The sequence below is a fragment of the Sphingopyxis sp. HIX genome (assembly GCF_001468285.1).
Classification (GTDB): domain Bacteria; phylum Pseudomonadota; class Alphaproteobacteria; order Sphingomonadales; family Sphingomonadaceae; genus Sphingopyxis.
The window spans coordinates 55,788-70,062 of sequence record NZ_LNSB01000007.1; the positions used below are offsets into that span (position 1 = coordinate 55,788).

At 63.1% G+C, this 14,275-nt stretch carries 9 protein-coding genes; 3 read left to right on the forward strand and 6 right to left on the reverse strand.

Features of this window, described 5'->3' with window-relative positions; genetic code table 11:
• Positions 1–6: 6 nt before the first annotated feature.
• The 3 genes from ATE62_RS05030 to ATE62_RS05040 all read right to left on the reverse strand — a co-directional run bounded on the left by ATE62_RS05030 (position 7) and on the right by ATE62_RS05040 (position 5,609).
• Positions 7–852 carry a 3-hydroxyacyl-CoA dehydrogenase family protein gene (locus ATE62_RS05030; protein WP_058806910.1) on the reverse strand — a complete coding sequence of 282 codons (846 nt, stop codon included), beginning with the start codon at positions 850–852 and terminating at the stop codon, positions 7–9.
• Entirely contained in the window at positions 849–2,879 is a 2,031-nt protein-coding gene (locus ATE62_RS05035; RefSeq protein ID WP_058806912.1) for an acetoacetate--CoA ligase, read from the reverse strand. Before ATE62_RS05035 ends, ATE62_RS05030 begins: the two co-directional genes overlap by 4 nt.
• Positions 2,880–2,966: 87 nt before the next feature.
• Positions 2,967–5,609, reverse strand: a complete 2,643-nt coding sequence (locus ATE62_RS05040; RefSeq protein WP_058806914.1) for a TonB-dependent receptor plug domain-containing protein — start codon at positions 5,607–5,609, stop codon at positions 2,967–2,969.
• A 151-nt stretch (positions 5,610–5,760) separates the two neighbouring features.
• On the opposite strand from ATE62_RS05040, the gene ATE62_RS05045 reads away from it, so the two are divergent.
• From ATE62_RS05045 to ATE62_RS05055, 3 genes are all read left to right on the forward strand, one after another.
• Positions 5,761–6,834: an AraC family transcriptional regulator gene (locus ATE62_RS05045; RefSeq protein ID WP_058806915.1), complete on the forward strand. Its 1,074-nt coding sequence runs from the start codon at positions 5,761–5,763 to the stop codon at positions 6,832–6,834.
• A 167-nt stretch (positions 6,835–7,001) separates the two neighbouring features.
• On the forward strand, positions 7,002–7,796 hold the full coding sequence (locus ATE62_RS22780) for an AraC family transcriptional regulator (RefSeq protein ID WP_082662611.1): 795 nt from the start codon (positions 7,002–7,004) through the stop codon (positions 7,794–7,796).
• A 63-nt stretch (positions 7,797–7,859) separates the two neighbouring features.
• On the forward strand, positions 7,860–8,387 hold the full coding sequence (locus ATE62_RS05055; protein WP_082662612.1) for an SgcJ/EcaC family oxidoreductase: 528 nt from the start codon (positions 7,860–7,862) through the stop codon (positions 8,385–8,387).
• A 37-nt stretch (positions 8,388–8,424) separates the two neighbouring features.
• On the opposite strand, the gene ATE62_RS05060 is transcribed toward ATE62_RS05055, so the two are convergent.
• From ATE62_RS05060 to ATE62_RS05070, 3 genes are all read right to left on the reverse strand, one after another.
• On the reverse strand, positions 8,425–8,856 hold the full coding sequence (locus ATE62_RS05060) for a hypothetical protein (protein WP_058818447.1): 432 nt from the start codon (positions 8,854–8,856) through the stop codon (positions 8,425–8,427).
• Between the two features lie 128 nt (positions 8,857–8,984).
• Positions 8,985–11,612 (reverse strand): TonB-dependent receptor, encoded by a 2,628-nt coding sequence (locus ATE62_RS05065; RefSeq protein WP_058806922.1) that lies wholly within the window; start codon positions 11,610–11,612, stop codon positions 8,985–8,987.
• Between the two features lie 22 nt (positions 11,613–11,634).
• Positions 11,635–14,169, reverse strand: coding sequence for a glycoside hydrolase family 3 protein (locus tag ATE62_RS05070; protein ID WP_082662613.1), 2,535 nt, complete (start codon positions 14,167–14,169; stop codon positions 11,635–11,637).
• Between the last annotated feature and the right edge of the window lie 106 nt (positions 14,170–14,275).

Genomic DNA, 14,275 nt, shown 5'->3' on the forward strand with positions numbered 1-14,275 from the left:
TGCTCTTTATCCGTTCTGCACCCAGCCCGCGCGCCCCTTGCCGCCGCCCAGCCCCGCCGCGACGCGCTGTTTGAGCAGCGCCGGAGGCCTGAACCGCTCGCCATAGGCATCATGCAATATGTCCTGCACCTGGACGCAAAGATCCGACGTGACGAGATCCATCATGGCGAACGGCCCGACCGGATGCCCGAGCCCGAGGCGGCACGCCGTATCGAGATCGGCGGGCGTTGCCACCCCTTCTTCCACGAGACGGACCGCCTCGATGAGAAAGGCGTGCAGCATACGGTTGACGGCGAAGCCGGCGACATCCTTGATCTCGACCGGATGTTTGCCGACGCCTTCCAGCCACGCCGAAACCTGCTCGACCGCCGCGCGGTCGGTGCCGAAGGCCGGGATGATCTCGACGAGTTGCATGCGCGATACCGGCGAGAAATAGTGGGTCCCGAGAAAGAGGGGTCGGCGCTCGGGCTGCAACGCGGCGGCAAGCGTCGATATCGGCAGCGTCGACGTGTTCGACGCGAGGATGCAGTGCGGAGCACACAGGGTGTCTAGCGTACCGAGGACAGCAACCTTGGCATCGAGCGCTTCGAACACCGCCTCGGTGACGAGATCGCGATCGGCAAGATCCGCTATGTCCGTGGTCGGCCGGATCAGGGTCAGTGCTTTATGTGCGTTATCGGCTTCATAGATTTGCCGCGATATGCCCTTCTCGACCAGGCTGCCGAGCCGCACCATCGCGCGATCGAGGGCCTCCTCCGACAGATCGTTCAGCAGGACATCATGTCCGGCCAATGCAAACACAAGCGCGATTTCCGCGCCCATCAGCCCTGCTCCGACGACCGCGGCCTTCATGCGGCATCTCCCGTCCGCCGCCAGCGCCGGGCCTGGTCGATATACCAGGGCAGAATTTCGGGCGTCGCGGTCGCGTCGGCATTGATCACCTTGGACACCGGCCAGCCGGCAAACAGTCGCTTGATGGGAAGTTCCTGCTTCTTGCCAGATAGCGTCAGGGGAATTGCCGGTGCCGCAATCAGACGATCGGGCACGAAGCGCGGCGAGAGGCTGGTGCGGATGGCTGATGCGATCGCCGCTTCGGTTTCGGTATGAAGCTCCCCTCCCTCATCGGGAACGACGAACATGATGAGCTCGCTGCCACCCGCGCCATCCTCGACATCGATGATCATCGTATCGGCAACGCCCGGCAGACCTTCGACTGCCGCATAGATCTCGGCCGTGCCCATGCGCAGCCCGTGCCGGTTGATCGTCGCGTCGCTGCGGCCCGAGATAGTGCAGCCGCCGTCGATACCGATCGTGAGCCAGTCACCATGGCGCCAGATACCCGGCCATTCGGAAAAATAGGATTCATGGTAGCGACTTCCGTCCTCGTCGCCCCAGAAATAGAGCGGCATGCTGGGGAAGGGCCGCGCGCAAACAAGCTCGCCGACCTCGTCGATCACGGGCCGGCCGTTCTCGTCCCATGCCTCGATCGCGGCGCCGAGATGACGGCATTGCAGCCTGCCCGGCGTGTCGGGCAATTCGGGATTTCCGGCCATGAACGCGGCGGCAATTTCGGTTCCGCCGCTGACATTGCACCACCAGATGCCGGGTCGGCCGGCAGCTTCGAACTCGGCCGATCCCCAGCGCTGCACGTCGGGGGGAAGCGGCGAACCGGTACTGCCGAGTGCCCGGATTTCTCCAAGACCCCCGAGACCTGCCAGATCGAGACCCGCCTTGCGGCAACTTGCGAAAAAGGCGGCGCCGGCGCCGAACCAGGTCACGCCGCTCCGCGCGGCAAAGTCCCAGAGCCGGCTCCAGTCGGGATCGGCTTTCGTGCCGCTCGGCGAGCCGTCGAAGATGCAGATGGTCGTGCCACTGAGCAATCCGCCGACCTGGATATTCCACATGACCCAGCCCGTTGCGCTGAACCAGTGAAACCGGTCGCCGAAGTTGTTCGCGGAATAGCTCGGCCCGAGATCGAAATGGAGCCGGCCGGCGGCGGTCGCGAGGAGTACACCGCCGTGCCCGTGCACGATCGCCTTGGGCAACCCGGTCGTCCCGCTCGAGTAGAGGATCCATAGCGGATGATCGAAGGGCAGCCACTCGGGTTCGAATGCCGCCACCGCGGCATCGGCGCGGCCGACCACCTCGGCAAAGTCGAGCGCGCCGGACACGGCAGCCGCCCCATATCCGCTGGTAACAAGGAACAATCGCTCGATACACGGCAACTCAGCGCATATTTCGGCGACGGCAGCGCTACGGTCCATCGCCTTGCCCGCATACAGGACGCCGTCGACCGCAATCAGGGCCTTGGGCTTGGTCTGCCGCAATCGGTCGAGCACCGCGCTCGTTCCCATGTCGGGCGAGCAGAGTGTCCAGATCGCGCCGAGGCTCACCGAGGCGAGCAGGCCGATGACTGCCGCCGGAATGTTGGGCAGGTAGGCCGCAACCCTATCCCCCTTCCCTATCCCGTTCCGGCGCAGTTCAAGCGCCAGCGACGCCGCCTGCCGGCGAAGCTCAGCCCAGCTCAGCTCAACGGTGTCGCCGCGCTCGTTCATGGCGACAATCGCCGGCTGGCCGGCCTCGTCGGCTGCGGCCGCGTGCCGGAATATATGGCGCGCATAACTGACTTCGGCGCCCTCGAACCAGCGCGCGTGCGGCATGGCGTCGTCGCTCAGCACGGCGGTGAACGGTGCCGCAGATTCGATTCCATCATAGTCCCAGATGCTGCGCCAGAAGGCTTCGAGGTCGTTCACCGACCAGCGCCGCAAATCCTCGAAGTTGGCGAACTCGAGGCCGTGCGTCGCCTTGAGCCAATCTGAGTACAGGCGCATCTGCGGAACCGGACCCGGAGGATTTGCGCTGGTACTGGCATGAGTCATCGCGTGGCGGAACCTTGTTCAAATCGCGGGTGGGATCGGGTGTTGACCCGGCGCCGCACCCCCCGGGGCGGCGCCGAAGGCGAGACGTCAGAAGGCGGTTCGGAGGCTCATGGCTGCATAGCGACCGATCGCATTATAGGTACCCCCGATGCCGTCGGTTCCCGGGAAATAGGGCGGCGTCTTGTCGAACAGATCGTTGATCTGAAGGCCGATCTCGGTGCCCTTCATAAATCCCGTATCGGGCAGCTTGACCGAAAGGCGCAGGTCCACCGTCGTGTAGCTCTTCGATTGATAAAGGCTCGTACCGGTCGGGGTTGCGAAGGAGGCGGTAACGCCGCTGCGATGATTGACGAAATTGACGAACGTCACGGGACCCGCCGTGACACCGAGCGTCGTGCGCAGCGTCGTGCGCGGGATGCCGGCGTCGAGCGAATTGCTGACCGCCGAGGTTGGCGACAATTGGGTGCGATACTTCAGAATATAATTGCCGGCGATCCCGCCAAAGATTGTCCCAAAGTCAGCCGAATGCCGATACCGCACGTCGAAATCGATGCCGTTCGTCTTGCGAATACCGAAATTGCCTTGGCGCAGGTCCAATATGTTGCCGATCGTCGGAACCGCCGAGAAGGTATAGAAGAAGGGAACGGTGTTCGTAATCGCGGACGTGACCTGCGCAGCGCTGGGGTCGCGGATGACCAGCGAAGCGAAGGTAGGATCGGTGAACACAAGCGCGCCGAGGCCCGACGGCGTTCCGATCACATCACGGTATCTGATGTCATAGAAAGTCGCACCGGCCGTCAGCCCCGGCGCAAAGGCCGGCTTCAGGTCAAGCCCGAACGAGAAGGTGCGGGCTTTTTCCGGCTTCAGATTCTGGTTGCCGCCGAAGAGCAGCATCGTGTTGACCTGCGTTGCCCCGCGCAAGGGATCGCGCACGCCGAAGGCGTCGACCAGCGCCGCTGCGGCATAATAGGAGCCGACAGTCGAGCCGAGGTCGCGAAGTCCGGGCGCCCGGAACGACCGGCCGTAACTGCCGCGCAAATTGACGCCTTCGACGGGTTCCCAGGTGATGCCGACCTTCGGATTGGTCGTCGAGCCGAAGTCGCTGTAATGATCGTAGCGCCCTGAGAGCGACAGGGCGAGGCTATGGGCCATCGGCCCCGCATTGCCCTCGCCGACGATCGGCACGAACAGCTCGCCATAGACCGACGCGATGTTGCGGCTCAGATCTTCCGGAAAGCCGACGCCTCCGCTCGATCCGCGCTGCATGTAGGTTTCGCGCCGATATTCGGCGCCAAGCGCGACCTTGAGATCTCCGCCCGGCAGGTTGGCCAGCGGTCCGTCGATCTTCACGGCGCCGATCCGGGTGCGCTGGCGGTTGGTGAAATCGGTCGGATTGTCGAGAATGGCGGCGACAACCGCCGGATTGGTGCGGGTACCGAACGGGTCAAGCGCCGTCGCGGTCGTCGTGCCGGCTGCCGCTGCCGTCAGGGCGGTGGTGTTGATGCCGGGCTGGAAGGTGTCGTTTCGCGCCCAGTTAAACGTTCCGAAAACGCTGGCCTTGAAGTCGCCCGGCAATTTGATGTCGAGCCCGGCCGTGGCGTTCCCGCTCCTGACGCGGAATGTCTGGTCGAAATGATCCGCGCCAACCAGGTTGTCGGGCCTGAAGTCGACAAATTCAAATGTCGCCCCGGTGCCTGGCGGAGCCCGGAAGAAGGGATTGGCCGCGGTGATCAAGACAAAGGTCTGCCCGGGCAGCGCAGCCTGAACGATATCCCGTCGATCAGAGTAAAGGAGATCGGCCCAAAGGGTCACGTTCGAGGACAGGTCTTGGCGCGCCGAGACGAAGGCGGCGTGGGTGCGGTTTTCCGGCACAAGATCGACCGGCCCGCGCGGGTCGCAGGTGTTGAGCCCCGGCGCCAGGCTGGGCGCAGCATAGATCGTGCCGGTGAACAGATTGACGTTCGCATCCGGACAGACGGCCGAGCGCGTATCGACGCCGCCTGCGGCGCGGAAGTCAAGCGAGCGATACCGCCGGTCGGCGCCAGTGATATTGCTGTTCTCGGAATATTGATAGGCCGCGACAAACGAGCCGCTACCCCAGTCATGGCCGAAGATGCCGCCCGCATTGAAGGCGTGATAGTCGTCTGCGAAGCCGTAGCGGACATTCGCCTCCAATCCCGACACGCGTTTCCGGGTGATGAAGTTGACGACGCCGGCCACGGCATCCGAGCCGTAGATGGCCGACGCCCCGTCGGCGACGATCTCGACCCGCTCGATCGCGAGTTCGGGAAGAAACGGATAGTCGGGGTTGGTCTGCTGCGTACTCCCCGAGATCAGGCGATGCCCATTCATCAGCGGCAAGGTGGCGGCAGGCGGGAGTCCGCGAAGGCCCGGCGCGAAGGATCCCAGCCCGCCATTGCTGGTACGCGGCGCCGTGTTGAAGCTGTTGAGTTGCGGGACGGTTGCGAGCAGTTCGGGGGTGCTCGCCGCGCCGATCAGCTTCGCATCCTCACGCGTGACGCCAATGAGCCCCGACCCCGTCGGCGGGATGCCGCGAATGCTTGTGCCGGTCACGACGATTTCGGTGTCAGCTTCGCCGTCCGCGTTCGACTGCGTGCTGTCTTCGGCCGACTGGGCCCGCGCGGCCGTCGGCACGAGAAGCACCGCCGCGATTGCGGAGCCCGATAGCAGACATGCGCGGCCCGCCATGAATAGGATGTTGTTCGACATGATGGTCCTCTCCCTCGCTCTTCGAATGCGGCCGGGGCCGCGGCCGGACTTTGCCGACTTGATGCCCTGCTTATGGTCTGCCAGAGAGGTTTGTAAGCGCCCGGACGGACAACGATGTGTCTTTAGCGGACAAGGTAGAGAGAGAGAGACGATGTCGATTGTCGACCCGCAGATAGGGGCTGGGACCAGCAGCACGCGCGCCGGTTTTCCTTCGCTGAACCAGCGAATCTTTGCGCCTTTCAAGTTGGCGACCGTCATTGAGGCCGTCGCCCGCCGCGGCATCAAACCCGAGACAGTTCTGGATCGTACGGGATTGACACTCGCGGATGTACGCGATCCCCACACACTGACCTCGATCGGCCAATATCTGGTTGCGTGCGAAAATATCGTCGCCGCGGGCGCTCAATTCGGCGACGCATTCGAAATCGGGTCGCGGCTCCATCTTTCGGCCTACGGCATGTATGGCTACGCGCTGATGTGCTCGCCGACGATGCGCGAGTTCTTCGACTTCGCTGTGCGATACCAACCGCTCGCCACGCCGACGGTGAGGCTGGGGTGGCGGACGGAAGGCGCGTTCGCGATCTGGCGTTTTGAGGAAATCTATCGCGACGTCATGAGCAACGAGGTCCGGACCTTCCTCGTTCGCCAGCAGATGAAGATGACCTACACCCATATCCGGGACACCTCCGGGGCGGACAATTTGCCCGTGCAGGCGATATTCGCTTTGACCGAAGACGGGCAGACATCCGCCGACGAACAGGCCTTGTCCTGCCCCTGTTCCTATGGACAGGATGCCAACGAACTTCATTATCCGATCGGAATTCTTGAGCAGACGCCAGAACTCGGCAACCGGCTCACAAGAGCGATGCTCGAAGAGACTTGCGACCGGCTGATTGGCCAGTCGCGGATCGCATCGGGATTGTCCGGCGAGGTCTATCAGCTCCTGCTGCTCGCCCCGAACCAGTCGGCCTCAATGACCTCGATCGCGGAGCAGCTGGGATTGCAAGAGCGAACCCTGCGCCGTCGGCTCGCCGCAGAAGACACGAGCTATGGCGAAATCGTCGATGATGTTCGCCGCAAGCTTGCGATCGAGTATCTGCAGACCACCCGGATGAGCGTCGACGACGTCGCCTGGAAAGTCGGCTTCAGCGACAGCGCGAACCTGCGCCGTGCCGTCAGGCGATGGACAGGAAAGACCATCAACCAAGTCCGCGCGGAGCGATGAAGCGCCAACCGCCCGGCTTATGCCAGAGAGATCATCTTGAGCGCATGATGGCCGTTTGTTGTCCGTCCGTTGTCCAGCGCAAGCTGCGAAAAGCGGCCATTGCGATAAGCACTAAGTGAACAACGACTCTCGCTTGACGATGGCCCTCCAAACGAGATGATGTCCTGATGTGGACCCGCAGGCATCGACCGCCGGCTATTCTCGGCGATCATATTCGCTTCTTTGCGGAGCGAACTGCTGAACTTGGCGATCAATCCTTATCGGTGCCGCTTCCCGCCCGTGTCGATCAGTTGATCGAGTTCTATCTCGAAGATCGATATCTGGTTTCACGCGATGGCAGGCCTGCCGGTCCCGCTCCTGAGTTGGCGATAGTGGGGCCCCAAGGTCGTCCCGGTACTTGGCTCCACCTTTCTGGCTCCCTGAAAGTCTTCACCATCCACTTTCAGCCTGGTGGGCTTAACGCGCTGTTTGGCATCGCGACAAGCGAGCTTACCGATCAGGGTGTCGAAGCTCAGAGCCTCATCGGACGAAGTGCCGACCATCTTCGCGACGACCTCATGCAGGCTGAAGATTTTGCGGAGCGCGTCGACGCCGCGCAGCGCTGGCTGGTAGACCGCATGAGTAGTGCGAAGCCTGTCGACATCGTTGCGCGGATCGCGAGAGCGGTCATCGAATCGGGAGGTCTCCCGCCCGTCCGTGAGTTCGCAAGACAGACAGGCCTCAGCGATCGCCAGTTTTCGCGGCGGTTTGAACATCAGACCGGCCTCGCGCCAAAGGTCTTTGCCAGGGCCGTGCGTTTCGGTGCGGCGTTAGAAGCCAAATCCGAGGCGCCGGAACGAAGCTGGACCGACATAGCCTATGAGGCGGGATATGCGGATCAGTCCCACTTGATCCGGGACAGCCGACAGCTGGGCGGCGCGCCGCCGCGAAGATTTTACGCCGACTGGTCCGCCGTTCCATGACGCATTTGTTCAATTTGTCCGAGTTCTGCCGGACTAGGATGGGCAAGGCAGCGAGGAAGACCGATGGACAGACGGCAGGCGTTGTTGGGATTGGCTGCGGCAGCAATGACCGCCGGCACGGCGCAAGGAAATGAAATGACGGGTTTTGACCTAAAAGACGGCGTCACGAGACTGGCAGCGGACTACGCCAATGCATGGAACAGCTCGGACATGGACGCCATGACTGCCCTCTACACTGACGATGTTCATTGGGTGAACATCGTCGGCATGCACTGGCGCGGCAAGGCCGAGGTCGACAAGGCGCACCGCATCTTCTTCGACATCATGTTCAAGGGCGTGCCCTTGGCGCTGGAAGAAATCGAATCGATCGCCGCGCTACCGGGGGGAGCCGCCGTCGCCGTCATCCGATGGTCCGTCGGCGCCTTTACCACGCCTGCCGGTGTGCGCGTTCCGCCAAGCCGCGATCGCATGACCCTCGTCCTGGTGCGCGAAAACGGCAAGCTGCTGATCAAGCATGGCGCAAACATCCAGATTGATGAGCTCGCACAAAAGTCGGACCCGGTGACGGCGAGCGGTAGCTCCGGGCCATAGAGGAACTATATGAATCTGGCCGATTTCAGACAGGCCGCTAAGAAATCCGGGGACGGGATAGCCGCCATGGCGGGAACCCGATCGACGCGGTCACGCGATCGCCCGCCCAGGCGATCAGCGGTACCAGCATCAGATTGAGTGCGATTTGCCATGCGACGACCATCCAGAGCAGCGCGAAGATCGTCTCGCATCGCACCATCGCGAGCTGAAGGATGATGGTCGAGGCCAGCCCTGCCGCGACGCATCCCCTGCGGCTGCGCAACCTGTCGCTCAGCCATCCCGAGAATATCCCCGATAGGCTCGCCGCGGCTGCTCCTGCGAAGACGATATAGCCAAGCCAGCGAATACTCTCGGGACCCGCCAGCTCCGACACGCGCGCTGGCAGCACGAGCATCAGAAAGGGGGTGTAAGCAATGACGCCGCCGGCGTAGGCAAGCGCATAAAGGAACAGAAATGCGGGTGACTGCATCGTTCGCAACGCTGTCACCCGCCCGTTCTCCTCAACGCACCTCATTGCCCGACCCCGAACGAAAGCGATCGATGCCATGATTACAGCCGTCCGTGCCGCCACGCGGCCCGGACGACTGCCCCCTTATGCTAAAAGTTCACACGAACGCGAAGGCCGTAGCTGCGGGCGTCATTAAGGAACCGGATGTTGAGCGACGATCCGACAAGCGCCTTTTGCGAGACCTCTTCATTGAGGAAGTTGCTCGCCCAGGCTTCGAGACGGAAATTGTCGATCGTATAACCGATACCGAGGTTGAGCGTCGCATAGCCCTTCTGCCGATCCGGGAAGCCCGCAGCGAACGCGCTCTGCCGCGTCCCGTCGAGGAAGACGATATCATCTTCGTTGAACTGGCTGAGGAAGTAGGATGAGCGGTAGTTCAGCAGCGCCTGCCAGTCGAGGCGGCCAGGACCGGCGTCGAACCATTGCGAAAGCCGCGCGCTGATATTCACTTTGGACGCGAGCGGCAGGCGATTTCCGACGAGGCTGATCAGCGGCGAATTGCCTCCCGCTCCAAAGTCCTGCGCGCGCGCGTCGGCGACAGTGCCGCGCGTAACCTTGGTGTCGAGATAGGCGGCATTGATATCCAGTCCGAAATTGCCCGGCAGCTTGAACCGCATCTCGGCCTCGGCACCATAGATCCGCGAGGCGCCGATGTTGCGATTGACCAGCGAATAGCCATTGCAGACGGGCGGCGTCTGAGTGCTGTCGAGATTGATGCAGGTGAGGTCCTGGAAGACCTGGTTCGAATAGTCGTAATAGAAGCCTGTGAGGTTGAAGACCGCACGGCGCCCAAAGAAATCGAAGCTGTTGCGCGTGCCGACTTCATAGACGAGCAGTTTTTCGGGGCTGAAGGTCTCGGGAATCGGCGAGCCGTTGAAGCTGTCGTTGAAGCCGCCGGATTTGTGGCCGGTCGAGACCTTGGCGTAGAGCATATTGTCGTCGCTGAGATCATATTCGATTCCAAGCCGCCAGTCGATGAAGTCGAATTTCGAACTGCCGACCTGCTGGCCTGGGATCGTCAGATTGGCATAGCTGAAGCCGCCATTACGGTCCGACGGATTGAGCGCCGGGCAGTTGACGAAGCCATTGTCGATATCGGGCCGGTCGATGCAGGTGCCGTTAGGGTTGGTGCCGTTAGCGATCGCGCCGATCTGGTCGATCAGCGTGTCGCGCAAACCCGGCGTCTTGATCCCTTCGATCAGGAACTGCGCCATGCCCTGTGGGGTCGTGATATTGCTGACATCGAAATTGGGACGATCGAGCAGCGCGGGCCGAAAGCCCTCGGTTCCGACGCGGGTCGCAAAACAGCAATCGAAATTCTCGCCGCCGAGCGTCAGCGCCCAGTTGCCGCCGATCCCGTAGCGCGACTTCTTTTCCTCGGTGTAGCGGATACCGGCGAGGAAGCGCAGACGATCGGCGACATCGTAGGTGCCGTCGGCGTAGAAGGCATAGCTCTCGCCGTTGACGTCGGGCATGGTGAACTCGGTGGCCGAGTAGCAGCAGTAACCTCGGTCGGCGAGCGCGAGATAGCCGACCGCCTGGTCTTCCTTGAAATAAAAGGCACCGAGGTTCCACCGCAGGGCCTGGTCGTCGTTCGCGAACAGGCGCGCCTCATAGACCTGGCTCTTCGATTTGGTTTGCCAGAAATTGCCGGAATAATTGTCATACTGGACCGCCGAGAGGTCGCGCCCCGGGAAATCGATACCGTCGCTCGAAGCGTTGACTTGGTAAAAATCGACCGAACGATAGCTGCCGGTCAGTTCGGCCCCGAAGCTCCCGAAATCATAGTTGATCTTGCCCTGGATACCCCAGAGCTCATTTTCCATGTCGCCCTGCAGACCGCGGTAGACGACATGCTTGAGATTGAGCTTGTCGGGACGGAGGCCGCTTCCGACGACAGCGCTGAAGATGTTGGCGCCCGGATAGCCGGTGCCCGTCTCCTTGCCATAGTCGCCGACGATCGAGATGCTGAGCCGGTCGTCCGGTTCCCAGAGCAGCGACAGGCGTCCGGCGTAATTTTCCTCGAGGCCTGCCGGCTTGAGGCCGCTCGCCGGTGCGCCGGTCGAGACATTTTTAAAGCCATAGTCGCGGTTGATGTAATAGCCCGCCGCGCGCAGCGCCAACGTATCGCCAATCGGAATGTTGATCGCGCCTTCGGCACCGTAGGACGAGCGATTGGCGACTTCTGCCTGCGCATAGCCGCTGAACTCGCGAAGCCGCGGTTTGGCGGTGATGATATTGAGTGTGCCCGCCAGCGCGTTGCGGCCGTAGAGCGTCCCCTGCGGCCCCTTGTTCACCTCGACGCGGTCGAGGTCGTAGAACATAAGCCCGAGTCCGCGCGGGCGCGGAATATAGGTTCCGTTGAGATGCGGCGCGGCGCCCGGATCGCCGAGCTCGGTGTTGTTCGCCGAACCGACGCCGCGAATGAAGATTTCGACATTGCCTTCCTGGTTCGCAATGCTGAGACCCGGCACCGCGACCTGGAGCTGGCGCAGTTCGGATATGCCGTCCTGACGCAACTGATCTGCGCCTAGCGCCTGAACGACGCCCGAGACGTTTTGCGAATTTTCCGCGCGGCGGTTCGCGGTGACGATGATCTCGTCGCGGTCCTCGCTCGCGCTATCCCCTGGCCCGGCCTCCTGCGCGTGGGCGGGCAGCGCCGCGGCCGTCGAAAGCAGCACCAGCAGCGCGGTGCGCATCAATTTACCCCTGTTCATGTCATCCTCCCTACCATCAGTCTTATTTGCATTGCAGTGCCGGCCCCGACGGCGAGACGATCCGCGCCGAGGACAGGACCAGATCGAGCGTTCCCGAGGTCGCTATGCTGAACGGCGTTTCGACGCGCGTCATATCGACGCCGGCCTTCTCGAAGCAGCGCAGCGGTATCGCGATCCGCGTCCATTTCGCGGTTTTCGCGGCCTCGGCGAGCATCGCCCGCAAGGGGAAGCCGCCCGCGCACTGCGCGCCGCACCCCATGATCAGACTGACGTCGGCCGAAGGCGGCGCATCGACCCGGAGTTCAAGCTCAAGCGCGAGATCGCCGTTCGATTGACGCGACAGGTCGGCGGGCGCGTCCTCGACGATCGCAGCGACTGCGGCGCCAGCACCCGTAAAGCGGAGCCGCACCGAATCTTCCTGCGCTGCGCGATCGGCGCCGCGCGCTTCGATGAGCTCGGGTCCGGGATTGGTGGAAAGCGCGCCGGGAGCTCCGAGCATCAGCCGGCGCCCGCTGCCGGGCTTTCCGGCGCCGAATAGCAAGCCGGGGTCGGCTGCGGCCGCACCCGAGCGAGCCTCAGGCAGAAGGGCAAGATCCCCCTCGTCCGCAAACGTCAATCCGAAGCCATAGGCGAAAAGCGGATCATAATCCGCATCGCCCACATTGACCGCGGTCTGGTCGCTCGCCTTCGGCCAGCTATAGGGCAGCTTGCCGCGAAAATCGGCTTTGCCGAAAAGCAGGTCGGCGACGCCGCCGCCTTCGGAGCCCGGAAGCCAGGCCGCGACGAAGGCATCCGAGGCGTTGAGGAAGGGATTGACCCACATGGCGCGCCCCGAAAGGAACACCGAGACGGTGGGGATGCCTGCCGCCTTGAGCGAGCGCAGCAGAGTCAGATTCTTCGCATCGTCGTAACCGACATCGGGACGGTCGCCCTGGAATTCGGCGTAAGGATCCTCGCCGAATATGACGATCGCGACGTCGGGCTTCTGGCTATAGCGGCCTTCGACCGAGAGGGTGGCCGAACCGCCGGCGGCTTTCACCTCGGCGTCGATACCTTCCCAGATCGATTGCGCATTGGGATAATCGGTCCGCTTGGTCCCTGTCCCCTGCCAGCTGAGCGTCCAGCCGCCCGTCTGCTTGGTCAGATTATCGGCGCCATCGCCCGCGACGAGGATATTGGTGCCCGGCTTCAACGGTAGCAATGCCCCGGCATTCTTCAAAAGCACAAGGGACTCGCGCACCGCCTCGCGGGCCAGCGCCCGATGTTCCTGACCGCCGAGCAATTCGAAGCGCCCGCCATAGGGCCGCGAGGATGGCTTGCCGGCCTCGAAAACTCCGGCTCGGATTTTGACCCGCAGGATCCGGCGCACGGCATCGTCGAGCCGCGCGACCGGCAGGCTCCCGTCCCGCGCGTGCGCGAGCGTGGTGCGATACAGATCCTTCCAGCTGTCGGGCGCCATATACATGTCGAGCCCGGCGATCGCCGATCCCGCGCAGTCGGTGGCGGTGCAGCCCGCGACCTGCCCGTGGCCGTTCCAGTCGCCGACGAGAAATCCATCGAAGTTCCAGCGGTCCTTCATGACGCCGGTCAGCAGCGAGCGGTTGCCGTGCATTTTGACGCCGTTCCAGCTCGAGAAGCTCACCATCACCGACTGCACGCCGGCATCGAGGGCGGGAAGATAGGGCGGGCTGAAGAGGTCGCGCAGCTGCGCCTCGGGCATTTGCGCATCACCTTGGTCCTTGCCGCCGTGGGTGCCGCCGTCTCCGAGGAAATGCTTGGCGGTGGCAATGATGTGCGGGCCACGCAGCCAGTCCTTGTCGCCGATCTTGCCCTGCAGACCCTCGATCAGCGGTGCGGCATAGCTTGTCGCGATTTCGGGTGTTTCGCCGAAGCCCTCATAGGTGCGGCCCCAGCGGTCATCACGCACGACTGCGAGCGTCGGCGCGAAGGTCCAGTCGAGCCCCGTGATACGCATCTCGATGGCGGTGGCCTCGCCGATACGTCGGATAAGATCGGGATTGCGCGCCGCACCGAGCCCGATGTTGTGCGGAAACAGCGTTGCGCCCACGACATTGTTGTGACCATGGACGGCGTCGCTACCCCAGATCACCGGAATGCGCGGCAGCTTGCCGTAAGGCTTCATCGAAGCGGCGTAGAAGGCGTCAGCCGCCGCCAGCCAATCCTTTGCCGGTGCGTTGTAGCGCCCTCCCGGATCGGAATTGCCGCCGTTGAGCACCGAGCCCAGATGATAGCGGTAGACATCTTCCGGGGTGACGCTGCCGATATCGGCCTGGATGATCTGGCCGACCTTCTGCTCGAGCGACATCGCCGCGATCAGATCGTCTATGCGCCGTTCGATCGCGGGATCGGGCGCGAGCGTCGCGGCGCGCGCAGGCCAGTTGCCGGGGTTCGCCTCAGCGCTCGCCGCGGTGCCGGCGACCGGTGCCTGAGCAGCGACCGGTGCCTGGGCAGCGGCGATCGTGATGAAGGAGGCCGACGCCAGCGTCGCAAGCGACGTGACCCCGAGCGCCATGACAGCCCCGCGCGGCAAATTCATTCCCTCTCCCCTATTTTATGTCAACGTTTACCGATTCTCGGTCAACGTTTACTGCCGTGCATCGACAGAAGTCAAGCGAGCCGCTATGAGGCTTGAAATTGCACGC